The following is a 24353-nucleotide window of genomic DNA, read 5'->3' as shown; positions in this document are numbered from 1 at the left end:
TAAACTAGGCACGTTGAGCAAAAAGGGTCCAGAGATTTAAGAATGTCGTTTTTTCAAATGGTTACTTTCCCAGCGAACTCCTACATCATTGTGGAGGGGAAAAAGGATGCGAACAATTTCTACATCATCCGTGAGGGGAAGGTACGTGTCACCCGTGAGACAGCTGTAGTCGGTGAGGATCCCAATCAAGTATTAGGACCTGGTGACTTTTTTGGTGTGGTTGCCGCTATGAGCCAACACCCTCAAATTGAATCTGCCACTTCCCTTACCAATGTATCGTTAATCTCTGTTAGTTACGACCAATTTGGAACACTCATCCAAAAGTCAACAGCAGTTGCAATGAATATCATTCGTTTCTTCTCCATGAAGTTACGACAATTTGATACAACAATCACAAGATTATCCTTTCGTAATGCAGTGGAAGAAGATCCAAACGAACTCTTTAAAATTGGTGAATACTACTTCCAACAGCAAAACACATCGCATGCGACCTTTGCCTACCAAAGTTATTTAAAACATTTACCAAATGGTCAATTTGTTCCGCAGGCAAAACTGCGATTGCAAACGATCAACCAACCTTTCCAATCAGCTCCCATTGATTACACCAAGTTCAATCGAAATTACAAAGACAATGAGATGATCTTTTGTGAACACGAACCTGGTAAGGAACTCTTTATTTTACAAAGTGGAAAGGTAAAAATTTCCAAAATCGTTAACCGAAACGAAGTGATGCTCGCAGTCCTCCAAGCGGGCGACATTTTTGGAGAGATGGCCATCCTGGATAACAAACCTCGGTCAGCTTCTGCAGTGGCAGCGGGTGATGTGGAACTACTTGCCATCAACAAAGCAAACTTTGAGGGGATGGTGAAAGCCCAACCCCAACTGGCAACAAGACTCATCACTCTTTTATCCGAGAGAATTTGGATTGCTTACAAACAATTGGCCAACCTTCTTTTGAAAGACCCACAAGGTCGTATTGTTGATACACTGATGACCTTGGCGGAAAAAAACCGTATCAAAGTTGCTCCGAAACAAGCCTATAATTTTGAAATTGGAACCAAGGACTTACTCAAAATGGTAGGGCTCACTGATCCAAAAGACGAACTCATCATTTCTGATATCATGAAAAATAATAAATTTATTCGTATGGATATGGGAAAAATTGTTTGTTCCGACATGGCAGAGTTAGAAAAACTCGTCCAATTCTATCATAAGAAGGCTAATATGGAGAATAAGCTCAAGAAGTTGAAATAACTACTTGCCAACTTTTTTCTCCTGACTAATGTTAGAGGCCAAAGAAATATGAGTGATAAGATACTAGTCGACGAAAAAGGAAACACGATCCGCGTTCGTTTTATGGACCAAATCCTAGATGGAAACGCGCCAGAGTTACGTGAAATTCTCGCTGAAATATTGGAAAAAAACGTCCAAGAGATCTATTTGGATTTGGAAAAGGTTGTGATCGTGAGTTCGCTCGGGATCTCTCGTTTGCTTTCGTTTAAAAACAAAGCGGATGAAAAGAATATGACCGTAAAGATTGTAAACATCCAAGACAAACTCAAAGAAACTCTAAAAAAATTGATGTTAGACCAATTTTTTGGAATCTAACCCAAGTTCTAACGTTGCCTTTTGGTACTAGTTCCCCATTTGTGATGACAAACAAACACATACGTTTGTGATTCCCATGGGGAAATGGATTTCCAAAAGAGAACCTCCTCTCCTTACAATTTGAATTGCAATTCCCCACAAAGAAGATTTCTTTCTTCTTTATGCCAAGACGCATAGAAAAACTTCTCAATCGGATACAACTTCAACATTTAACAAAAGGATTAAGTGATGAAAATGCGCGCGCATTGCGAGTGAGTGCAAGCTTTCAATTCATCATGTTTATGTTACCCACGATTCTTTTGCCCGTTATCTTTTTTACTGAGCCAGAAGAAACTCATTTCACGTCTTTGGTATCCTATGTATTTCTAATTTTTCCATTGGGATATTCGCGTTATTTGTTGTATAAAGGAAGTTATGCGGTAAGTGCTTTTTTTGCTCTCCTTGCTAGCAATTTACACATTGGAGCCCTTACCTATTTCCAAGCGGACGACCCAGCTCCACTCGGATTTTTATTGTTTTCGATCATCCCTTTTTTGATGATAACAAGAAAAAACATGATCCTTCGCTGGTTCTTTGTTAGTTTATCTTCAATTCTATTTTTAGTTTCTCAATTTTATTACCGAGTGATGGGTGGTGAAGGATTGTACGGTCCACCGAAATGGATTGTGCCCGCGGACTATCTACTGCCTCCCCTGATACTTGTTGTTATATTTTTTATTATACTGATCAATCAATTTGTCAAAGCAGTGAACCTTGCCGAGGACAAACTCAATGCGGAACACCAAAAGTCGGAAAGTTTGTTATTAAACATTTTACCGGTCGAAGTTGCCAGAGAATTAAAACAAAATGGTGTGAGTAAACCAAAACATTTTCCATCAGCAACCGTTTGTTTTACTGACTTTGAAGGGTTTACCAAAATCGCAGAAACAATGACACCCGGAGAACTTGTCGAAGAATTGGACCGGTGTTTTTCTTATTTTGATAGCCTAATGGAACGACACAATTTAGAAAAATTGAAAACCATTGGAGATAGTTATATGTTTGTGGGGGGCATTCCCAAACCAAACAAAACACATGCTGTTGATTCCGTTCTCGCAGCTCTTGAAATCCAAGCATTTATGAACCAAATGAAGGAGATCAAAGCAGGACAAGGATTACCGTATTGGCAATTAAGGCTTGGGATCCATTCAGGTGAGTTGATTGCTGGTGTGATTGGTGATAAAAAATTTGCGTATGATGTTTGGAGTGATACTGTGAATACCGCTAGTCGTTGTGAATCATCCGGGGAAACAGGAAAAATCAATATTTCATCAAACACTTATGAACTTGTAAAAGATTTTTTCCATTGTGAGTATAGAGGTGAAGTTACAGCCAAAAACAAAGGGAAAATCAAAATGTATTTTGTGGAAGGGCTCCTTCCCGGATTACACCGAGAAGGACATCCAAAAGTACCCAACCAAGAGTTTGTGAATCGTTACAAAGCTCTTAGTGGTTCGGCTTAAAATCCTTGGGCTTTTAAGTCAGCTTCCATCATAATTTTGACAAGTTCTTTGAACTTCACTTTTGGTTCCCAACCTAACTGACGTTTTGCTTTTTCAGGATTTCCGATGAGAAGCTCTACTTCCGTTGGTCTGTAGTATTTTGGATCAATTTTCACAAGAACTTGGCCCGTTTTTTTGTCCTTACCAATTTCGTTGTCTTCTTTGCCTTCCCATACCACTTCGTAACCAGCAATTTTATAGGACTCTTCTATGAATTCTCGTACAGTATGAGTTTCATTGGTTGCCACAACGTAGTCATCAGGTTGGTCTTTTTGTAACATCATCCACATCATCTCAACATAGTCTGGAGCGTATCCCCAATCTCGTTTCGAATCAATGTTTCCCATTGTGATAAAAGGAAGTTTTCCCGCTTTGACTGCGGAAACACCAAGGGTGATTTTACGAGTCACAAAGGTTTCGCCACGCCTCGGAGATTCATGGTTAAATAAAATTCCATTTGAGGCGTGCAAGTTGTACGCTTCACGGTAGTTTACAACTGCCCAATAGGCATACAATTTTGCAACGGCATAAGGAGAACGTGGGTAAAACGGAGTTTTTTCTGTTTGAGGAACCTCTTGGACGAGGCCATACAATTCAGAAGTGGAAGCTTGGTAGAATCGTGAGTTAATGCCAGTTTGTTTGATCGCATCCAAAATTCGTAATGTTCCCACCGCATCCACTTCAGCTGTATATTCTGGAACTTCAAACGAAACCTGAACATGAGACTGAGCCGCCAGGTTGTAAATTTCCGAAGGTTGGATTTTCTCTAAAATACGGTTCAGGTTGGAGGAATCTGTTAAATCTCCGTAGTGTAAAAAGAGCTTTGGGTTTCCATGTAGGTGTTCAATGCGATTGCGGTTGAATAAACTCGTCCTACGAACAATACCATGGACTTCGTATCCTTTTTGGAGGAGGAGTTCTGCTAAGTAGGAACCATCTTGGCCTGTGATTCCCGTGATGAGTGCTTTTTTCATAGATCAGAGAACAGTTTTTCAAGAATCTTTCGAATGAAAAGGAAAAATGTAACCTGTGTCTGAATAATCCGAAATTTCGAAGCGAAATCCCTTTGCCTTTTCCCGATTCCTTACCAATTTGGCAAATATTACAATTATTACAAAAATGTTACACCGTAAGCCTTCCCAATCCATCGCTCTCACTCTGGCTTTTGCCCTGATTGCTTCTGCGTTTCCCTTAAAATCCCAAGAGAAACCAGAAAACACCAAAGACCAAACTTCCCAATTGGGCGACGAGAAAAAAGAAACTCCCAATTCTCCCGTAGGAAAAGAGTCACAAAATACAAATCCCCCCCAAACTCCAACGAATCCAGGGAACTCGGCATCCCCTAATCCTACAAACAGTGGGAACTCTACCTCACCAGCCATCCCAAATCCGACAAGTGCAGGAACCGTCATAGCACCAACTGAAAACAAATCCAATTGGGAAACAGGTCTTGGGAAAGGGATCAAAGCGACTTCAAATGATGGCAAACACAACATCCAACTCCGGTTCCGTTCCCAAATGCAAGGGAACCAAACCTTCCAATTGGATCCATCCCAAGACACAACAAACTTCCTTGTAAGGCGGACAAGACTTGCCTTACGTGCGGGACTTTTCAATGATACTTGGCTTGTGAACTTACAGTTGGGTTTTGCAGAACGAGATATAGAAAGCCAAAGGAGAAATTCCTTACGGGATGCCAATATCATCTACAACCAATACCGCGATGTTAAGTTTGCATTTGGACAAATGAAAGTTCCATTCAGTAGACAACGTTGGAATTCATCAAGCGCCTTACAAACTGTAGACAGGTCAACAGTGAATTCCGAATTTAACTTAGACCGCGATGTTGGAGCCTATCTATTTTCAGAAGACCTATTTGGCAACAAACGTATGTTTGCTTATTACTTAGGTGTTTTTGGTGGTCAGGGTCGTAACCGAGTGGAAAGGCAAACTCCCGGTGTTTTAACAGTTGCTCGATTTATTTTTTCTCCCTTCGGTGGAATGTCAAAGTCTGGTTCCGATAACGATTGGTTGTCTGAAGTTGATTTTGCAAGATACAAAGAACCAAAAATTTCTTTTGGAGTTTCTGGTGCTTATAACAAAAATTCTGATCGTTCCTTGAGTACACATGGAACAGAATATAGTTTTGCAAAATTTAATTATAGCCATGCGGCCGGTGATATCTATTTCAAATGGATGGGTTTTTCCTTCCAATATGAATGGTTATGGCGAAGAGCAAACACAGCTTATGTGGAAAGGACTGTTAGTTCTGCATTATCTAGAGAGTATTCCAGAAGTGGACAAGGTCATTTTGTTCAACTCGGTTACCTATTCACAAACCAATATGAATTGGTATTTCGATTTGGTGAATTTCGTCCTTTAGGAGAAACCGATCCAACGATGAAATATTCCCGAGAAGTGGGAGGAGCCTTATCTTATTATTTTGCCGAACACAATCTCAAATGGCAAACAGACTATTTTTATTATACCGGAACTCCTACAGCTGCAGAAGGGGATCATGTAGTTCGAACTCAAATACAGGTATTTTATTAATATGAAACGATTGACTCTATTTTTTATCTTTTTCTTTTTCTTTACCAATCTCTTTTATTGCCAAGCGCAACGAGAAGACAAAATCAAAGAAACGCAAAATCAATGTTTGCAAACGATGTATGTAGCGAGTTTGAATGCAGGTCGTACAGGTTTTAGTGGGAGTTTTCAATTTTTAGGATCTTGTTCCGGTTCTTCCAACTATAGCCCATCTTGTATCGAATCCTATGCTGTTACGCGAGAAGAACTTACATGTCTTCCAGGGTATACAAAATCCAGTGCCAAATGTTCGACACAAAACCTAGTCGGTGTTTGTCGATACCAACCCAATGGTGATACCACAAAAGTAAATACCATTGTCTATGTAAAACCCAATGATACCAAAGAGTTTGCCATGACAGATTGCCAAAACATAGGGGCAGGTTCCATTTTCACTGAAACATATTTTAACCCAACGGATCGAACCACATCTTTAGATACCATTCTAACCAATGGATTTCTTTGTGTTGATCGAGCACAAAAGAATTAATGGTCACCACTTATTTTTCAAAAAAGTATTACAGCTTCTTCAAATTTCATTCATTTGAATTTTTATCATTTTTATCTTGGATTTTTTTCCAAACGAGAATGACTAAATCCTTAAGTTTTGTAGTATTTAATGCCTCATTATTTTCTATTTTGATGTTGAATTTATCCTCGATTGCCAAAATAATTTCTACATCAGCCATAGAGTCAAATTTCCAAAAAAAACTTAAGTTTTTCGAGAAATCATCCTCATCTGAAATTCGTGATAAATCTGCATCTAAATATTTTTCCAATATTTCCATAATATCTATAACAACTTCTTCCGGTATATTAAGTGACTTAAAATAATTTTCATAGAATGATTTTGCATCCAATTTCATTCTTCCTGAAAATACTTTCTCAATTTTACGATTTTTCGACCAACCTTCGTAAACGGTGAATACAATAAAAAATAATGTTATTAATAATGACCTGCCCCCATTTTCAGTACCAATGGATAAGTTAGTTTTCTCTAAACATTTCAACCATAAGATCGCTTAAACTCTGAAGGAGTCAAGTAATTCAATGAAGAGTGAAGACGCTCGTCGTTGTATTCCTTTTGGAAAATTCGCAAAGCATCGGTTAACTCTCTTTGATTTTTAAAGTAGTGTAGATTCAAACACTCATCTCTAAGTTTACCATTGAAACTTTCTATAAATGCATTTTGTGTTGGTTTTCCTTTTTCAATAAAGTGAATTTCTATCCCCTTATCTTCTGCCCATTTCTGGAAGTCTTTGGATGTAAATTCTGTTCCATTATCCAAAACAAATGCTCTTGGAAGTCTTTCGAGGGTGTTTAAATATCTGATCAACTTTTCTGACGAAAAAGTAAACTCTGCCTGAAGTATGGTATTCTCTCTTGTTAAATGATCAATACCTGTTAAAATTCTTTGCTTTCTTCCATCAATCGTCCGTTCGAAAACAAAGTCCATTGACCAAACTTCGTTTGAATTCTTAGGCAATGGTAGTTGCTGTGATGATGCATTTCTTTTCTTTCGCTTCGGTTTTGTCCTTATTTTAAGCCCTTCTAAGCAATATAGTCGATATACTTTCTTATGATTGATTGTCCTACCCGACCTTCTTAACCTTCGGTAAATTCGTCGATAGCCTTCCCGTTTCCATCGAAAAGCAAGTCTTCGAATTTCGTTCATTGTCTCTTCATCAATAGCTTTCGGCTGATAATAATAACTTGATTTAGGAAGAAGAACAACATCTAGGCTTCTGTTTAGAGAAAGTCCCTCTTCAACTAGCAGATCAACTGCTCTCTCCTTCGTTGATCTGCTCAAAACTTTTTTCCCAAAACATTCTTAATTGCTTGGATTTCGAGAGCCATGTCAGCTACCAATCTTTTGAGATTTGAATTTTCCTGCTCGAGTGCCTTCATCTTCTTGATTTCGCTAAGCTCCATTCCTCCATACTTGTTACGCCAGCGATAAAATGTTTGTTCAGTGATTCCGTATTTTCGTGAAAGTTCCTTGATTGGAATACCTGTTTCTGCTTCCTTTAATATCCGAAAAATCTCGCTTTCTTCTATCTTCTTTCTTGCCATAATGCTCTCTCCTTAATATCGGAGAAAACTAACTTAAATATCGGTGCAGTTTTTGGGGAGCAGGTCAATAAAATTATCAAAAATAGATTAATAAAAATATGCATCATATTATTCTTTTACTATGTTCATCGTATTAAATTGATTAGGCAAGGATTCCTGAGTCATAATCATTATTAAACAAATGCTGTATAACGTACCTAGCGAACCGACGTAGGCTGGCCCTGAGCCTCCCGAGGAGGCGTTAGGGACTGGAACGACGCTTGCGTAAGCAAGAGGAGTGACAAAAGCCAATGTGCCGAAGGCCGAGCGAGGGCGAAGTCCCGAAGTATAGCGGTTTGCGGAAGTTATACGACGTCCTAAATAGCTAGTTATTATTTTAATTAAAAAAGAATTCTTTAATTTTTTATCGAGGTGTTCCACAATTTATATAAACAGTTGCTGATTGAGTATCACAGTATCTAGAATCATTCTGATTGATTAGTAAACAAAGTTCGAGAACCTTGCGATCATTTTGACATCTTTTTTCTTTTTTATCCTCTTCTGATGAGCAGTTTAATACAAATGATAGAACTGCTATGATAAAAATTAGTTTTAATGGTATCATGTTTTTAAGTGAAGTTTAAGTATCTAGTTTATTTATTAGTTTTTGAAATTGCCTACTCTGATGGAAGAAAGCGTATATTTGTATTTCTTTATTTATAAATGTATAGATTATTCTAATCGGGAATTTTCTTGTTAGAATTTGATAAAAGTTTTTATAAATTTTAATACCTATGAGAGGTTGAACTTCAATTCTTTTAAGCGAATTGTTGATTTCTTCTAGTAGTTTATTTCCGAGTCCTGGCATTTTTGATTCATAATAATCGACTGCTGAAATGAAATCATTTTGCGCGGAGGGCTTAACCCAAATTGGGTAATGATTCATTTAGAATCTATTTGAATATTCTTTTTAAAAGTTTTCCAATTAATTCCCTTGGTGGATGATTCTGCCTCAAAACGGACATCTAAAAGTTTCTTTTCATTACTTGAAAGTGGAATCGGTTGATTTGTTTCTACAATTGAATCCCAAATAGTTCCTAGTGTCTCTATTTGATCAGATAAATTCATTTTTTGGATATCAGCTATTGTGAGTTTAGTATCAATGCTCATAAAGCTACATTCTGTCAGAATTTAGTGTAAAATCAAGTGTAAAGTTTTAGTTTTTTCCAATTTTGACATTCATAAGCATAGATATTTTTTTTGGATGTCGTATAACGAAAAAGCTTACGGACGTTCCACGACCCTGAGTCCCGCTGGGACGTTAGGGACTGGCATGTAGTTTGCGAACGCAAGGCTAATGCGAGAAGGGGAATTTGCCGCAGGCCGAGCGAGGCCTAGTGCCGACGCATAGCGGTAAGTCGTGACCTGCTCCCCAAAAACTGCACCGATATTTAAGTTAGTTTTCTCCGATATTAAGGAGAGAGCATTATGGCAAGAAAGAAGATAGAAGAAAGCGAGATTTTTCGGATATTAAAGGAAGCAGAAACAGGTATTCCAATCAAGGAACTTTCACGAAAATACGGAATCACTGAACAAACATTTTATCGCTGGCGTAACAAGTATGGAGGAATGGAGCTTAGCGAAATCAAGAAGATGAAGGCACTCGAGCAGGAAAATTCAAATCTCAAAAGATTGGTAGCTGACATGGCTCTCGAAATCCAAGCAATTAAGAATGTTTTGGGAAAAAAGTTTTGAGCAGATCAACGAAGGAGAGAGCAGTTGATCTGCTAGTTGAAGAGGGACTTTCTCTAAACAGAAGCCTAGATGTTGTTCTTCTTCCTAAATCAAGTTATTATTATCAGCCGAAAGCTATTGATGAAGAGACAATGAACGAAATTCGAAGACTTGCTTTTCGATGGAAACGGGAAGGCTATCGACGAATTTACCGAAGGTTAAGAAGGTCGGGTAGGACAATCAATCATAAGAAAGTATATCGACTATATTGCTTAGAAGGGCTTAAAATAAGGACAAAACCGAAGCGAAAGAAAAGAAATGCATCATCACAGCAACTACCATTGCCTAAGAATTCAAACGAAGTTTGGTCAATGGACTTTGTTTTCGAACGGACGATTGATGGAAGAAAGCAAAGAATTTTAACAGGTATTGATCATTTAACAAGAGAGAATACCATACTTCAGGCAGAGTTTACTTTTTCGTCAGAAAAGTTGATCAGATATTTAAACACCCTCGAAAGACTTCCAAGAGCATTTGTTTTGGATAATGGAACAGAATTTACATCCAAAGACTTCCAGAAATGGGCAGAAGATAAGGGGATAGAAATTCACTTTATTGAAAAAGGAAAACCAACACAAAATGCATTTATAGAAAGTTTCAATGGTAAACTTAGAGATGAGTGTTTGAATCTACACTACTTTAAAAATCAAAGAGAGTTAACCGATGCTTTGCGAATTTTCCAAAAGGAATACAACGACGAGCGTCTTCACTCTTCATTGAATTACTTGACTCCTTCAGAGTTTAAGCGATCTTATGGTTGAAATGTTTAGAGAAAACTAACTTATCCATTGGTACTGAAAATGGGGGCAGGTCAGTCGCTGTTATACGAAGTGCTAATTGTAATAAAATGAATAAAAATTAAATTTTCCAAATTTTGAATAAATAATAATTTGATCCACAAAATTTTCTTCATTTAAAGAATTTGGAGTTTCGACTACGTTTAGTTTTATTTGATTAATTTGATTTGTTTCAACTTTAGGACTATCATAGTAACTAACAAATCGGTAGTCCTTGTCAAAATTATCTTTCGTTTTTGATTTCAGATATTCAGTGGTATTTTTATCGGCCAGCCATCCAATTTTTCTTATTATCAATTCTGAATCACTTTCGTTAAATAGCCAATAACCGCCTTCCATATATCCAGAATATCCACCAGCTGCGAATTGGTAGAATTTACCAGAGGGATCAAATTTAAAAGTTGGAGGACTAGGCCTATCAAATTCATAGATCACAAATTCATTTTTATTATCTTTAAAATATTGTATTAATTCATTCTTTGAAGTAATAAAATAGCCATTATAATCTTCATGTTTTATATATTGATCGAAATATTTATAAAATATTGAATTTCTGAAAGATTTTAGATCCTTGTCTGTTTGAATTCGTTTTATCTTTCGGTCTCCATTTCTAAAATTTAGAATTAGTATGCGAAACGTATTATATTGATCGTTTATAATGGAATAGGCGCATGCAAGATTATATAGAGAATTTCTTAAATCGAAATTTTTGTTTACTGCAATCTTGTAATGATTGATAGCATAATCTACTTGATTAAGGTTTAAGTAAACATTGGCAAGGAAATAATTGGATTTTCCGCTTCTATCTTCCTTATGCAAATCTAAAAGAATTGATTTTGCCTCTTCATTTCTGTTATCTTTGTAAAGCTGAATAGCTATATTAAGTTTTATTTGTAATAAATCTTCAGCAAAAAGAAGAGTTGGAAAAAGAATAAGAATCGGTACTATAGATTTGTAATTAAACATTTATATTATTACTTCAAATTTTCCTATTAATTTTAGCATTGCGGCTAACAGCTTATAACAAACCCTCGATGACTTTTGCCTTTTTGGTGGTGAGTAAAAAAGGCCGACCAAAGGAATTGATGAGTTCTCCATCAGGATCCACTCCTGCTGCCTTGTAAATCGTCGCAACTAGGTCCCGTACATGTACGGCTTCATTTGGTTTTGTTGCCTTGGTTCCTAGTTCGTCTGTTTCACCCCATACAAATCCCTTTTGAAAAGGGCCGCCACCAATGAGTGTGGACCAGACTTTCGGATGGTGGTCACGGCCATCGCGAGATCCTACATCCGGTGTCCGTCCAAATTCACTCGATAATACAAATAACGTTTGTTTGATGATACCAGATTGGTTGAGGTCTTCTAACAAAGCAGCAATTCCCATATCCGTTTCTTTCATAATCTTAGTGATTTGTGCTTTGTTGCCTGTATGAGTGTCCCAACCTCCGATGGAAATATGAATGAATGGAACTTCCTGTTTGGCCAGGCGTTTGGCAAGTAACATGGCTTTCCCTTGCCAAGTGGTGCCATAACGGGCTCTTGTTTTTTCATCTTCTAAGCTGATCCGAAAACTATCGATGTCCTTTGAATTCCGAAATTCTTCGGCGGCAGTTAACATCTTTTTCCAATGCATCGCTTCTTTAGTCGGAAAAGACTTGGAAAATTCATCGTTCATAAACGAAACCAAATCCTTTCTTCGGAGGATTCGTTCTTCTGAAAACTTACCATGTGATGGATTTAAGTGTTGTATGGGTTCATCGACATTGCCTACATGATACCCTGAATAATTGATTCCTAAAAATCCAGAATTTCCATTTTTACCACCACGACCACCAATTGTCACATAACTTGGAAAATACGATGATTTGACTTTGGATTTTTTTGCATAGGCGATGACAGATCCAAAATGGGGAATGTCTGGAAATCCCATCGCTTCCGTCATACGATATCCAGTTCCCAGTAACATCTGTGCAAAACCATGGTCACCCTCTTCACTCCAAGTGGATCTAATGATTCCAATCGAATGCAGTTGTTTGGCGGTAAGCGAAAATGGTTCAAGAACGGAAAGACCCGAAATACTTGCGTTCACTTTGGAAAAGGCACTATTTGGTTTTGGGTCGAGTGTGTCTACATGGCTCATGCCTCCCATCATCTCGATGAAAATCACAGACTTCACTTTGGATGGAAGGGAAATGGAATCTTGTTCTTTTTCTTCATCGTCTGCTCGAAGATTAACAAACGGATTTTGGGAAAATAAAAAAGATCCCATTCCAAGGCTTAAAATTGATTTTTGTAAAAATTCTTTGCGGTGCATGATGATTCCTTAATTCACGTGTTGGAATTCCTGGCTATTCAGGAGAGCCCAAAAGATATCTTGTAACAGATCTTTATCAAATACATTGTCTGGTTTTACTTGGTAGGATTTGATTTTTTCCCGTTCCCCTTTTGTGGGAAGGCGCCCAAGCAGACGAAAGTATAAATTTTCTATCACTTGGTTCATCGATTTTTTTTCATCAAATTCGGCTTTCACAAGAGATTGGTTGCTACCAAAATCCCAAACAAGTTTGCCAACCACTCGCCCATTCATCAGAGTTAACATTTGTTCGATGGTTAATTCAGAGATATCATCGGATATATCAACTCTTTGCCCAGAACCAAACACAGCGAGTATGGAATGGTAAGGTGCAGGTCGTTCTATCTCAACTGCATTTGTGAATTCTTTTAAATTGTCCAAAGGAATCCGCACTTTCCCAGTTCCCGAAAGATCATATGGTTTTTGACCTAATAGGTTTGTGAAAAAAGAAAGATTTCTTTCCCTGATATTTCCTACTTTTTGTAAATCAGAAACTCGTATGAGGGAGTTGAGTAGTTGGTCACTATCCAATCTCTGTGGTGGATAAAATTGAATCGAATCTTCTTTTCCCGATTGGGAAGTGACTGTCCGTTTGTATGCATTGGATGTGACAATGTACAAGATGAGTTCTTTGAGTTTCAATTTGTTTGTCAAAAAATAAGAATCCAGATGGTTTAAGATTTCCTCCCCTTGAACCACTGTGTCTTCATTCCAATCATCGAGTGGTGTAAAAAAACTCCATCCCATAAGTTCTGTCCAAACTCGGTTGATGATGACCTTTCGGAAACGATCGTTTGATTTGTCAGTGAGCCAATTGGCAAACACCTTCCTACGATCTTCACCTGGTTTAAATTTTGCTTCTTTCCCATCCAAAAACTTAGGTCGAACTAAGTCACCACCTGGTGCATCATCAGTATGAGGAAAACGAAGCCCAAGTTTTGGTTCATAATACAAAGTGGCATATTCCAATTCATGTTTTTTTTGGTAGTCTTTTCTTTGTTCGTCGGTCCACTTGTTCCAGTTTTCCCTGTTCCATTCATTGTTTTTGTCTTGGAGGTTCTTTTGGTCTTCCATTGGCAAATGGACCTCCAATTCTCTTGGCACATAACTTAAGGTTTTTCCAAAACGATTTGGCTCCCAACTTCCATCCCGAAAGTACTGTTGGCTAAAAAAAGCAGCGAGAGCATAATAATCCCTTCTCGTAAAATCGGAAATATAAGGATGGTCATGGCACCTAGCACACGCTACACGTTTTGCATAAAATAACCTTCCTACATACTCCGCTGTTTGCAAAGGATCGGCACCATCTCGGATATAAAACATGGTTTGTGGTGATTCTTTTACTGATCCAGTAGAAGTGATCATCTCTGTTACCAAAACATCATAGGGTTTATTTGTATGAAGGGAATTTGCCAAGTATTGAAAGAAACTACCGGTTGGAATTTTTTTACCTTTGGTTTTGTCTCGCAACATGGCTCCCAATTTTGTTCCCCAATATTCGGCAAATTCGGGTTGTTTCAAAAAATTGACGGCAAAGGACTCAAAATTTTCTTCATTCGAATTTTCTAATTCTTTCCATTCTTGTACGTTTGGGATAGAACCTCTTAGGTGTAATGACAAACGTCTAAAGGAGGTTCTTTTGTCCGACACTTCTATGTTAGGTGACAACTTACGATACAATGGATCGAGTGGATGAACTGCATTCTGTTTTGAACGGGATGATACATAACCCAGTGATCCTAAAAAAAGTAAAACAGAAAACGTGAAAAACAAACTTCTTCGAATTGGAAAGGACACCATTCTCATATGGCAAAGATTCTATGTTGGATTTTGCGAATTGAAAATATTTTTCTTGCAAAAGTCAATTTTTTCCGGATAAACCTTGGTTGCGATGGCAGAAGAAAAAATCTATGAAATGCTTTGGGACTGCGAATTTTGTGGCTCCAAAAAATTACTCGGAAAAACACATAGGCACTGTCCTAATTGTGGAGCCACACAAGACCCCAACCGACGGTATTTTCCCAAAGACGAAGACAAAGTAGCGGTCCAAGACCATATCTATTATGGCGCTGATAAAACCTGTCCCTTTTGCCAGACCGCAAACGGTGCCAAAGCAACCTTTTGTGGGAATTGTGGTGGATCATTAGATGGTGCACAGTCGGTTAAACTGCGATCTGAACACGATGGAGTCACAGAAGATTCTGTCCAAAAAGCAAAAGAAGACCTTGCCTTTCAAAATTCCGAATTTGTAAAACCCCATCCCAAAACCCCGAAATGGGTGCTTTGGTTACTGGGATCGATTGTTTTTGGTGGGATCGGATTTGTTTGTTTGGGTGTGTTATGGACCGAAAAAGTAGAACTCCAAGTCACCCACCATGAATGGTCTCGTACCATAGCCATTGACCAATTCAAACCTGTTTCAGAATCCGATTGGTGTGATTCGATGCCAATGGGAGCCTATAGTGTTTCCAGAAGCAGACAAATCCGCAGTTATGATAGCATCCCAGATGGGCAAGATTGCCGGACAGTTCGTTCTGACAGAGGCGACGGAACCTTTTCGGAAAGTGAAAGTTGTACAACCAAATACCGCAAAGAACCTGTTTATGATGACCACTGCAGTTACCGCATCGATAAATGGGCCTTTGATCGGAATGCAGTAGCAAAAGGTTTTGGAACCACACAAGAACCATATTGGCCAACACCACAAATCCGTGAATGTGCGAGTACCGCCATTGGATGTGAAAGGCCTGGACCCAAAGAGGAAAAGTATTTGGTTCACTTCACTGAATCGAGTGGAGAAACCAAAGGAGAAAAACATGATTGTGAGTTTGATATGGCAAAGTGGAAGTCCATTTTACCAAAAGCACAATACCAATCAGAAAAAAGTGTCATTTTCAATTATATCACTTGTGACAGCATACAAATGTTAGATGGAAATGGAGCAGAGGAATAAAATGGACCAAACTTGGTTAAAAACCACATTAGAACGGTTTAAGAATGAACAAGACCCCGTTCGTAAATTTTTAAAAGAAACAAAATTATTTGAAGAGGCACTTGCCAACCAAGAGTTTGAGAAAACCGATTTACTCATCCGAAAGGAACTCGGTGGAATCTTAACCACATTCAAAGAAAGTTTTCGAAAACTCGAAGAAGGTTTTGTACAAAAAGCTCAAATCCAAAACATCGGAAAAACCAATCCGGCAACCACACTCCTTGACCGGATCATCATGAAAGTGACATCGGCAGGATACGGACTGAATGGCTTAGGTACAGGAGTCAAAGCAAGGTCAGAAGAAATTGAAAAGGTTCTAAACCATGATTTTTCGATGTTGGAAAAAGTAGGTACGTTACAAAAAGAAATTTTGGAAACACTACCCACTTCGTTTGCAAACAATCCAGAAGCAGCAATTGAAGCAGTAAACAAATTGCTTTTAGATTTTGAAACACAGTTTGAAGCAAGAAACTCGATCTTTTTAAAAACGTAAAATAAGGAAAAAAAAATGGCACTAATAGACAGAATCAAATTTGAAGGAAACCCAAGTGAAATCGTTTGGAAATACCCATCCGATGAAATCAGCACTGCAGGACAGTTGGTAGTTGATGAAAATCTAGAAGCGATCTTTTTCAAAGAAGGAAAAGCTTTGGATACATTTGGGCCAGGAACCCACACATTAAAAACGGGAAACATTCCCATTTTAGAAGCCCTCGTCAACCTTCCGTTTGGTGGAAAAACTCCTTTCACGGCCGAAGTGTACTATGTAAACAAATCCATTATGGCTTTGAAATGGGGAACCACCACTCCCATTCCATTGGAAGACCCTAAATACAAAATTGTTCTCAACATACGAGCATTTGGTGACTATAAATTTCGTATTAAAGATTCACGGTCTTTTTTACTCAATGTGGTGAAAGGGGGAAACCGAACCACAAACGAAGCGATTGATGAATTTTTAAAACCAAATATTGTTCGTGGGATAGGTGATTTTATTTCAGAAGTCATTCTGAACAATAACACCTCTGTTGTTGAGATCAACAAATACCGCGATGAAAGTTCCACTGCTGGCCGAGTGAAATTGGCTCCTGAGTTTGAAAAGTATGGAATTGACCTAACCGAATTTAATGTTTCGTCAGTTAACTTTGACCAAAATGATCCGAATTACCAACGAATCCAAAAAATCATCACCGATAAATTTGAAATTGATATGTTAGGTGATAAATACCAACAGAAAAAAATGTTCGATATTGGCCAAGCAGCAGCAGAAAACGAAGGCCAAGGTGGTGGCGCCATGGGTGCTGGGATGGGCATGGGAATGGGGATGAATATGGCTCAAATGATGGGGAATATGATGAACCAAGGTGGTGGACAAAACCAAGCAAGTGGAGCCGCTCCTGCCGCCAATGACCCAGCGGCAAGGATCGCCAAACTGAAAGGACTCCTAGACCAAGGCCTTATCAGTGCCGAAGAATTTGAGACCAAAAAAAAAGAGATCCTTTCGTCTCTTTAAGGAGTCAGAATCTTTCATCAAGAGTTTCCAATCCTATCGAACATTCCACCTCGGGTTTGTTAGATGGGATTGGGCGTAAGAAAATATTGAATCAAAATTACTAAAAATTAAGATGCTTTTGCTAAATCTTTGTAATTCTGAATCCCATTAAATTCTTTTTTTTTCTTTAAAATTTCCTCTTCAAGATCGTAATCGTTTTGTAAACCAAGCCAAAATTGCGGTGTCGTACCGAAGAATTTGGAGAATCGAATCGCTGTATCGGCAGATATAGACCTTTTTTGCAAAAGAATCTGACTAATTCTTGTCTGTGGAATCCCTGTTTCTTTGGAAAGTCGATACGCTGTGATATTTAAAGGAATTAGAAACTCTTCTGAGAGAATTTGACCTGGGTGGATATTGGGTAAGCGTTTCATATAAACTCCTTATTGATGATAATCAACAATTTCTAACAATTCGGCATTGTTACCATTCCACTTAAAACAAATTCGCCATTGATCATTGATTCTGATGCTATAGATTCCTATTCTATTACCTTTCAATAACTCCAATCGATTACCTGGCGGAACTTTTAGGTCTTCAATGTTTTGTGCATTGTTTATCATTCTAAGTTTTTTTCTACCTTGGAGCTGAACCTCTTTTGGTAAATCTCTGGAAAACTCACCTTTCCAAACTCTTTCAGTTCGTTTGTCCACAAAACTGAGAATCATTGCCCAATACTAACGCCCAAAGATACTATTGTCAATCGTTATTATTCAGCAAAAAGTAAAGACTTTATGAAAACAACTGTTTGATCTCAGCCAAATTTGCTTCCGCTTCCCTTTCCCCTTTGTCGATGATCTCTTGGTACCTTGCAAAATCAAATAACTGAAATTCTTCCAAGTGGAAATGGACAAACAAGTCCATCTTTGGACGTTTGAGGCGAGTGATCTCTCTACCTTCTAACGTGATGGTCCTTGTCATGATTTGTAAGATGGGAGGGTATTTGAGCGTGTCCCATATATAACGAAAGAATCCTTTTTCGGTTGTGTTACGGTCCTCAAATAGTTTTACAGGGACAATTTCTTGTAAAGGAGATACATTGATCCCCATCACCACATCGGCACCTTTGGAACGAATGAGGTTCTCAGGCACATTATTGATCATTCCGCCATCCACTAACAACTTTTCGCCGAGACGGTAAGGAGGAAAGGCACCTGGCAAACTCATAGCACTTGTAAGGGCTTCTGTGATCGGTCCTTGGTCAAAGATATGTTCTTTTCCAGTTTGTAAATCCACAGCTGATGTAGCAAAAGGGAGGGGAAGTTCTTCAATCCTTTGGTCACCAAAACCTTTTTTTAACATCCGTTTCATACGTTTGCCTTTAAAAAAGGCAACGACTGGTAGTGTGGGATCAAAGGCACTCTCAAGACCACCAAAGAAGTTTTTCACCATCTCTTCAATTTCTTCTGGGCTATTTTTTCGTGCATACAAAGCAGCAATCACAGCTCCCATCGATGCACCCATAAGGAATGCAAAAATGGAAAAATACACCATCCCACCGAATCCAACAGCGGCGAGCGGAACTTCTCCTAACTTTCCTACCATAGCAGTATCCGCTACCATAATGGCAGTGTAACTGATCATTCCAAAAAAAACTGGGATTGCTAACCCAAGAATTTTCTGATTGAGTCGAGTTGGCTTCAAGATGCGTCTAATTTTGTGAAGCATAGTTTTGTCATTTTTATATGTATATCGATCTACACAACCACCTTTATGGATGTTTACCCCCTGAAACTTTGTTTCGCATTGGAAAAAAAAATCCAAACCCGAGATGGCATCTCTATTTGGATTCTTACGAAAAAGCATATGGCAAAAAAATTCGCCCTTCGACGTTCTTTGAAGATTATGCAGACATAAAGGAGTTTTCTCAATTATACCACTTTAGAGAAAAGGCACCGTTTCTCCATTTCCAAGCAAAGTTTAATCTTATTATCGCCTTGGTGAAGTTTGATGAAGCAGAAATTGCAGAAGTGTCCCATGATGTTGTCTTCTCCAACAGTTTGATGGATATCAGTTATGCTGAATACCGGTTGATGTTTGGAAAGGAAGAACCAAAAGAAAGTTTTTATACAAAACTCATGGCATCTTTGGAAGGGCTCAAAAAAGGAGAAGAGTCAGCCAAAAAAGCTGGTAAACCCATCCAAGGAAAACTTGTGATGTCCCTTCACAGAGATCTAAATTTTGAACGCCATTATGATTGGATGAAAAACTGGATGGAAAAGGAATCCCTCGTCCGTGAAGGACTTGTAGGGATTGATTTTTGCCATATCGAAGAAGGATTTCCACCGAAAGACAAACAATCTTTTTTCCAAGCGGTTCACAAAGACAACAAAGCAGAACCTAACACTGCCCTTTCCATTTTGTATCATGTAGGCGAAAGTTTTCGAGATAAAACTCCCTTTTCTGCAGTCCGTTGGATTTTAGAATCAGCAGAATACGGTGCCCATCGTTTGGGTCATGCGCTTGCACTTGGAATTGATTCGGATTATTTTTTAGGAGAAGAACGAACAGAACTTGTATCGGAAGCGAAAGACCAATTGGAACACGAATTGATGTATTACGATGAAATCACCACCTATGGTCCGTTTTATGGGAAAGAAGACCTTGAAGAAAAACGTAAAGAATACAAAACTAAACCAGACAATGAAATTTTAACAATTCCATTCGATGAAACAGAGTCACAATACTTACATACATTTCAAAACTATGCGATGTCAAAAATAGCAAAAACAAATGCGGTGATCGAATGTTGTCCTTCATCCAATTTGTACATTGGTATGTTAGAATCCCATATTGACCATCCCATCACACGGTTTTTACAAAATGATTTAAAGATTACCATTGGTTCCGATGACCCAGGACTTTTTGGAACCACAATGGCAGAAGAATACCAAAATGCACATACAGCAGGTATATCCGAAAAGGACTTAGAAACCATACGTTCTGTCTCATTGGACTACCGTTCTACGAAACTTTCAGGACGTGAATTGGATTGACCCTGATAGGGATTAGGTAAACTGGAATGTATGCGGGTATTTTCCCAAATCTTTCAGAGTGTGATCATTTTTACTTTGGCAATGGGGCCACTCCTTGGCCAAACCAAAGAAGGATTTTATGACACCAATAATTATGATTTAAGAAATATTCCAAGTTCCGATCCGGAATCCAATGTCTTACAAGATGTGACCCTTCCCCCAAAATTCGAAACACCTGTTCTTGCGACTCCAAAAAATGTGAAAACCCAATACAGTGGCATCGATTCCATTCCAGGTGCTGGGTCACTTATGAATTCAAGGCCATCATCTACCACCTCAGGACAAAACCAAAACAATCCTTATAGTTTGAGTAATGTTCAAAATTCAGTCATAAACCCTTTAACAGGGGAAGTGAATGAACAAGCACTCCAAAACCAATTGCAAAAAAGTAGAACCAAACAAGATTTCAAAAAAAAACAAAAAGAAGAATTTGATGAAGAGGCCGTGTATGAAGAAACCAAATTCAGACGAGGGTACATCATCTTTTTTTTAACACTTCCTTTTGCGTTAATTGCTTCTTCAGGTGGTGTTGCGTTGTTACCAGTTGCGATGCAAAAATCGGCTGTTGCGAGCGGAATATTAATCACAGGTTCTTTAGGTCTTTCTGGAGCCAATGTATATGTGGACCAAAAAAGACTCGAAGAATACCGCGAAAAGAAAAAGCAATTAGCAGACGTTAAACCTTGAAAATCAAACGATTTTTCGTTTTTTTATTCCGCATTTTCGAATTCTTTCAATTGAAACGATTTGAAATCCGTAAGTTCTATATGGAACACCTGCGTACGATTGGTAGGGTGTTATACATTTTTTTTGGTTTTTTATCCGTTGCCATTTTAATTTTAGATTTTGGATTTTATTATCCGGAAGAATGGAAGGTATATGTAACTGTTTCCATTAGAATTTTAGTCAGTTTTTTTATCGGTTATGAAACCTTACATATCCTTTTCACAGATAAAAAATGGAAAGAGTATCTCGATTTACATAAAATTGAACTCATCATCCTATTGATGTTGGGTCTTGAGGTGGTATATGAAAAAAATATCATCTCCATTTTAAAGTCTTACCATATCTCCGGGGAAGACACTACTCTAATCTTTTTATCTGCAAATCAGTTTCTATTTTTATTTTCGAATTTGGCTCACTTCTTTCGTTTATCTAAAAAAAGAGAATCTAAAAAACTAAATCCTTCCTTTGTCTTTGTAGGATCCTTTGCATTTATCATTTCACTAGGAATTTGTTTTTTACATTTTCCAAAATCAAGTTTTGGAACTGTGAACACCATTGATATCGTATTCACAACAATAAGTGCAACTTGTGTGACAGGATTAGCAACCGTTGACATTAGTAGCCAATTCACACTCACAGGACAACTTGTGATTTTACTCCTCATCCAAGTGGGTGGCCTTGGCCTTATGACTCTCACTAGTTTCTTTTCAATTTTTCTTACGGGAAAAGGATCCGTGAGTGATACTTTGATGGTAAAAGACCTTTTGTCTGAAGAAACCATGGGGCGCGCTAAAGAAATCTTAAAACAAATCACCATACAAACATTAACAATAGAACTCATAGGTGCTGTTCTCCTTTTTTACCTTTTCCCTACCGACTTCCCACTACCTTTACCAGAAAAAATTTATTATTCTGTCTTTCATTCCATCTCTGCATTTTGTAATGCTGGTTTCAGTTTGTTACCAAATGGCTTGGCAACCGAATCATTCAGAGAATCGGAAGGGTTTTTATCTATCATCATGTTGCTCATCGTATTTGGTGGATTAGGTTTTCCTGTGATCTATCAAATTCGCGCCAAAGTTCTCAAACCATTTGACCATCAATTTCGTTGGTCAATCACATCGAAACTTGTATTTTTTATGACCACCTTTTTAGTGTTATTTGGATGTTTTAGCTTCTTTTTTTTAGAAAATCATTTAAGTCTAAAAGACTTACCAATCGAAAAAAAAATCTTCCATTCTCTATTTTATTCGATAACAACAAGGACTGCAGGATTTAACACGTTTGATCTATCTTTAATGGGATACCCGATGACATTTATCTCTTTTTTTCTGATGTGGGTGGGGGCCTCTCCTATTTCTACGGGTGGAGGGATCAAAACGACAACACTTGCAATCTCATTTTTAAATATTAGAAATCAAATCCGCGGAAAAGAAAATATGGAAATTGGCCACCGAATGATTGCTAACTCAACGATTTCAAGAGCAAGTGCTACAATCGTATTATCATTGTTTGTCATTTTTATTTCAATTTTTTGCCTTTTGCTCACAGAAAATGCACCATTCATTGACTTATGTTTTGAAGTTGTTTCCGCATTTGGAACTGTTGGTTTAACGAGAGGACTCACTCCTCATCTTTCTGATTTCGGTAAAATTTTAATTTGTGTTGTTATGTTTGTGGGAAGAGTTGGAATTCTTACCTTACTCATTGCACTTTCTAAAAAAGTCGATCATATCACTTACGAATATCCGAAAGAATATGTAGTTGTAGGTTAATCAATATGCAAAGAAAAAAAATCGCGGTCATTGGTATTGGAAGTTTCGGAAAACTATTTGTACGTTATCTTTTTGAAGACGGGCACGAAGTGATAGCGATCGACAAAGATCCCGTAATCATTGATTCCATTAAAGACTATGTGACAGTAGCAGTGACACTCGATGCGACCGATGAACACGCATTACGTTCCCAAGGAATAAGTGACGTGGATTATGCTGTACTGGCACTTGCCGACGATTTTGAAACATCAATCATTTGTGCCGAAAGCCTAAAAAAATCTGGTGTGAAACAAATTTATGCAAGATACCAAACAGAACTGCAAAAAAAAGTTTTGGAGTTACTTGGAATCCGAGATTTGTTCAACCCAGAAGAAAAAGCAGCAAGGAGTATGGCGGAAATATTTTCTTTTGTTGGAATGCGTTCGAGTTTTTTATTGTCAGACGAGTACAGTGTAGTCGAAGTCACAGTTCCCAAACGTTACATCAACAAAACCATTGCTGAAGCCGACCTACGCCACAAATACAATATCAACGTCATCACCATCAAACGCCCCTTCACAAACAAAGAAACAAAACGTGCTTCTGATTCAAAATCTGAAAAAATCCTGGGAATCCCTCATGGCAATACTGTACTGAAAGAAGAGGATGTGGTCGTTTTATTTGGATCACAAACCGATCTTTCTAAATTTTTGGAAACATAATTCACTTATGGGCCCAGAAAGAATCATTTGTTTAACAGAAGAACCAACGGAAATGATTTATCTGTTAGGTGAAGAAAAGCGGATTGTGGGAATCTCAGTTTATACAGAAAGACCAACACGTGCCAAAGAAGAAAAAACAAAAGTATCTGCCTTTATCAGTGGCAACCTCAAAAAAATCCAATCTTTAGAACCAGACCTTGTCATTGGGTTTTCCGACATCCAAGGCCAACTGGCAAAAGACCTCATCGAACGAGGGTTAAATGTTGTAATTTTCAACCAACGTTCCATTGCCGAAATCATTGCCAATATGTTTCTCATTGGCAACCTCGTCGGGCAATCGGAAAAAGCCAAATCGATTACGGATGGTTGGAAACACCAGATCCAATCTTGGCAAAAGGAAAATGAGTCCCTACAAAGAAAACCGAAGGTATTTTTCCAAGAATGGGATGAACCCATCATCACAGGAATCCAGTGGGTGAGCGAAGCCATCTCACTTGCCGGTGGAATCGACTGTTTCTCCCACCTCAAAGACCGTAAACTTGCCAAAGACCGCATCATCCAGGCAGAAGCGGTACGTGATGCCAACCCGGACATCTATGTCGGATCGTGGTGTGGGAAAGCGATGGACTGGGACTGGGTGCGAAACAAACCCGAATGGCAGTCCACAAACTTCATTCAATCCAACCGCATTTACGAAATGGACCCAAGCATTATATTACAACCAGGTCCTGCCTTGTTCCTAGAAGGCATCCCCAAACTGAGAGAACTCTTTTTGACAGCTTAATTACCCTCTTTGTCATCCTGCTGTCATCTAAATGTAACAGAGATATTCTAGATT

Annotated in this window: 27 protein-coding genes; 15 read left to right on the top strand and 12 right to left on the bottom strand. The window is 38.3% G+C overall.

Annotation, left to right across the window (positions count from 1 at the left end):
- Positions 1-42: 42 nt before the first annotated feature.
- From LEP1GSC202_RS06465 to LEP1GSC202_RS06455, 3 genes are all read left to right on the top strand, one after another.
- Positions 43-1254, top strand: coding sequence for a Crp/Fnr family transcriptional regulator (locus tag LEP1GSC202_RS06465; RefSeq protein WP_039928298.1), 1212 nt, complete (start codon positions 43-45; stop codon positions 1252-1254).
- Positions 1255-1302: 48 nt separating this feature from the next.
- Positions 1303-1608, top strand: coding sequence for an STAS domain-containing protein (locus LEP1GSC202_RS06460; RefSeq protein ID WP_015677560.1), 306 nt, complete (start codon positions 1303-1305; stop codon positions 1606-1608).
- Between the two features lie 161 nt (positions 1609-1769).
- Entirely contained in the window at positions 1770-3110 is a 1341-nt protein-coding gene (locus tag LEP1GSC202_RS06455; RefSeq protein WP_015677095.1) for an adenylate/guanylate cyclase domain-containing protein, read from the top strand.
- Here LEP1GSC202_RS06455 and gmd read toward each other — a convergent pair.
- The gene (gmd, locus tag LEP1GSC202_RS06450) at positions 3107-4123 is read right to left on the bottom strand and encodes a GDP-mannose 4,6-dehydratase (protein ID WP_015676887.1); all 1017 of its coding nucleotides are present in this window, start codon (positions 4121-4123) and stop codon (positions 3107-3109) included. The genes LEP1GSC202_RS06455 and gmd overlap by 4 nt on opposite strands.
- A 145-nt stretch (positions 4124-4268) precedes the next feature.
- Between gmd and LEP1GSC202_RS06445 the strand changes: the two genes are divergently transcribed.
- A complete protein-coding gene (locus tag LEP1GSC202_RS06445) occupies positions 4269-5702 on the top strand; it encodes a porin (RefSeq protein ID WP_015677271.1) in 1434 nt (477 codons plus the stop codon).
- Position 5703: 1 nt separating this feature from the next.
- The gene (locus tag LEP1GSC202_RS06440; protein WP_015676642.1) at positions 5704-6228 is read left to right on the top strand and encodes a hypothetical protein; all 525 of its coding nucleotides are present in this window, start codon (positions 5704-5706) and stop codon (positions 6226-6228) included.
- A gap of 46 nt (positions 6229-6274) precedes the next feature.
- Here the strand turns inward: LEP1GSC202_RS06440 and LEP1GSC202_RS06435 are convergent, their stop codons facing one another.
- The 5 genes from LEP1GSC202_RS06435 to LEP1GSC202_RS06415 all read right to left on the bottom strand — a co-directional run bounded on the left by LEP1GSC202_RS06435 (position 6275) and on the right by LEP1GSC202_RS06415 (position 8960).
- Entirely contained in the window at positions 6275-6604 is a 330-nt protein-coding gene (locus LEP1GSC202_RS06435; RefSeq protein ID WP_167321694.1) for an acyl carrier protein, read from the bottom strand.
- Positions 6605-6744: 140 nt separating this feature from the next.
- Positions 6745-7548 carry an IS3 family transposase gene (locus LEP1GSC202_RS06430; RefSeq protein ID WP_015675630.1) on the bottom strand — a complete coding sequence of 268 codons (804 nt, stop codon included), beginning with the start codon at positions 7546-7548 and terminating at the stop codon, positions 6745-6747.
- Positions 7545-7811, bottom strand: coding sequence for a transposase (locus tag LEP1GSC202_RS06425; RefSeq protein ID WP_015675631.1), 267 nt, complete (start codon positions 7809-7811; stop codon positions 7545-7547). The genes LEP1GSC202_RS06430 and LEP1GSC202_RS06425 overlap by 4 nt, the downstream gene beginning before the upstream one ends.
- 619 nt (positions 7812-8430) lie before the next feature.
- Entirely contained in the window at positions 8431-8736 is a 306-nt protein-coding gene (locus LEP1GSC202_RS20475) for a type II toxin-antitoxin system RelE/ParE family toxin (protein ID WP_039928294.1), read from the bottom strand.
- A complete protein-coding gene (locus LEP1GSC202_RS06415) occupies positions 8733-8960 on the bottom strand; it encodes a hypothetical protein (protein ID WP_015676357.1) in 228 nt (75 codons plus the stop codon). The genes LEP1GSC202_RS20475 and LEP1GSC202_RS06415 overlap by 4 nt, the downstream gene beginning before the upstream one ends.
- A 318-nt stretch (positions 8961-9278) precedes the next feature.
- On the opposite strand from LEP1GSC202_RS06415, the gene LEP1GSC202_RS06410 reads away from it, so the two are divergent.
- Entirely contained in the window at positions 9279-9545 is a 267-nt protein-coding gene (locus LEP1GSC202_RS06410; protein WP_015675631.1) for a transposase, read from the top strand.
- Positions 9542-10345: an IS3 family transposase gene (locus tag LEP1GSC202_RS06405; protein WP_015675630.1), complete on the top strand. Its 804-nt coding sequence runs from the start codon at positions 9542-9544 to the stop codon at positions 10343-10345. The genes LEP1GSC202_RS06410 and LEP1GSC202_RS06405 overlap by 4 nt, the downstream gene beginning before the upstream one ends.
- A 72-nt stretch (positions 10346-10417) precedes the next feature.
- Here the strand turns inward: LEP1GSC202_RS06405 and LEP1GSC202_RS06400 are convergent, their stop codons facing one another.
- The 3 genes from LEP1GSC202_RS06400 to LEP1GSC202_RS06390 are packed head-to-tail and all read right to left on the bottom strand — an operon-like array spanning position 10418 to position 14540.
- Entirely contained in the window at positions 10418-11347 is a 930-nt protein-coding gene (locus LEP1GSC202_RS06400) for a hypothetical protein (RefSeq protein WP_015676773.1), read from the bottom strand.
- A gap of 52 nt (positions 11348-11399) precedes the next feature.
- The gene (locus LEP1GSC202_RS06395) at positions 11400-12695 is read right to left on the bottom strand and encodes a DUF1501 domain-containing protein (RefSeq protein ID WP_015677294.1); all 1296 of its coding nucleotides are present in this window, start codon (positions 12693-12695) and stop codon (positions 11400-11402) included.
- A 9-nt stretch (positions 12696-12704) separates the two neighbouring features.
- Complete coding sequence (locus LEP1GSC202_RS06390; protein WP_015676899.1) at positions 12705-14540, bottom strand: DUF1553 domain-containing protein; 1836 nt, start codon at positions 14538-14540, stop codon at positions 12705-12707.
- A gap of 76 nt (positions 14541-14616) precedes the next feature.
- Here LEP1GSC202_RS06390 and LEP1GSC202_RS06385 point away from each other — a divergent pair, with 76 nt between their 5' ends.
- Genes LEP1GSC202_RS06385 through LEP1GSC202_RS06375 form a run of 3 tightly spaced genes read left to right on the top strand, consistent with a single transcriptional unit; the run spans position 14617 to position 17239 of the window.
- Positions 14617-15687 carry a hypothetical protein gene (locus tag LEP1GSC202_RS06385; protein WP_015677428.1) on the top strand — a complete coding sequence of 357 codons (1071 nt, stop codon included), beginning with the start codon at positions 14617-14619 and terminating at the stop codon, positions 15685-15687.
- 1 nt (position 15688) lies between these two features.
- Positions 15689-16219 (top strand): LIMLP_15305 family protein, encoded by a 531-nt coding sequence (locus LEP1GSC202_RS06380; protein WP_015677369.1) that lies wholly within the window; start codon positions 15689-15691, stop codon positions 16217-16219.
- A gap of 15 nt (positions 16220-16234) precedes the next feature.
- Positions 16235-17239: an SPFH domain-containing protein gene (locus LEP1GSC202_RS06375; RefSeq protein ID WP_015676884.1), complete on the top strand. Its 1005-nt coding sequence runs from the start codon at positions 16235-16237 to the stop codon at positions 17237-17239.
- 107 nt (positions 17240-17346) lie between these two features.
- Here the strand turns inward: LEP1GSC202_RS06375 and LEP1GSC202_RS06370 are convergent, their stop codons facing one another.
- From LEP1GSC202_RS06370 to LEP1GSC202_RS06360, 3 genes are all read right to left on the bottom strand, one after another.
- Complete coding sequence (locus LEP1GSC202_RS06370; RefSeq protein ID WP_015676469.1) at positions 17347-17652, bottom strand: HigA family addiction module antitoxin; 306 nt, start codon at positions 17650-17652, stop codon at positions 17347-17349.
- A gap of 9 nt (positions 17653-17661) precedes the next feature.
- Entirely contained in the window at positions 17662-17946 is a 285-nt protein-coding gene (locus LEP1GSC202_RS06365; protein ID WP_015677058.1) for a type II toxin-antitoxin system RelE/ParE family toxin, read from the bottom strand.
- 64 nt (positions 17947-18010) lie between these two features.
- Complete coding sequence (locus LEP1GSC202_RS06360; protein ID WP_083929987.1) at positions 18011-18946, bottom strand: patatin-like phospholipase family protein; 936 nt, start codon at positions 18944-18946, stop codon at positions 18011-18013.
- Between the two features lie 17 nt (positions 18947-18963).
- Here LEP1GSC202_RS06360 and LEP1GSC202_RS06355 point away from each other — a divergent pair, with 17 nt between their 5' ends.
- From LEP1GSC202_RS06355 to LEP1GSC202_RS06335, 5 genes are read left to right on the top strand one after another with little or no spacing between them, the layout of a single operon-like run.
- Positions 18964-20274, top strand: coding sequence for an amidohydrolase family protein (locus LEP1GSC202_RS06355; RefSeq protein WP_015676523.1), 1311 nt, complete (start codon positions 18964-18966; stop codon positions 20272-20274).
- A gap of 30 nt (positions 20275-20304) precedes the next feature.
- Positions 20305-21000 carry a hypothetical protein gene (locus LEP1GSC202_RS06350; RefSeq protein WP_015677286.1) on the top strand — a complete coding sequence of 232 codons (696 nt, stop codon included), beginning with the start codon at positions 20305-20307 and terminating at the stop codon, positions 20998-21000.
- Positions 20997-22814 carry a TrkH family potassium uptake protein gene (locus LEP1GSC202_RS06345; protein ID WP_015676343.1) on the top strand — a complete coding sequence of 606 codons (1818 nt, stop codon included), beginning with the start codon at positions 20997-20999 and terminating at the stop codon, positions 22812-22814. The genes LEP1GSC202_RS06350 and LEP1GSC202_RS06345 overlap by 4 nt, the downstream gene beginning before the upstream one ends.
- Positions 22815-22819: 5 nt before the next feature.
- Positions 22820-23515, top strand: coding sequence for a potassium channel family protein (locus LEP1GSC202_RS06340; RefSeq protein ID WP_015676646.1), 696 nt, complete (start codon positions 22820-22822; stop codon positions 23513-23515).
- 7 nt (positions 23516-23522) lie between these two features.
- On the top strand, positions 23523-24299 hold the full coding sequence (locus tag LEP1GSC202_RS06335; protein WP_015677198.1) for a cobalamin-binding protein: 777 nt from the start codon (positions 23523-23525) through the stop codon (positions 24297-24299).
- Positions 24300-24353: the final 54 nt, after the last annotated feature.

The organism is Leptospira yanagawae serovar Saopaulo str. Sao Paulo = ATCC 700523, assembly GCF_000332475.2.
GTDB classification, from domain to species: domain Bacteria; phylum Spirochaetota; class Leptospiria; order Leptospirales; family Leptospiraceae; genus Leptospira_A; species Leptospira_A yanagawae.
This window is presented reverse-complemented; position numbering and strand designations above follow the sequence as displayed.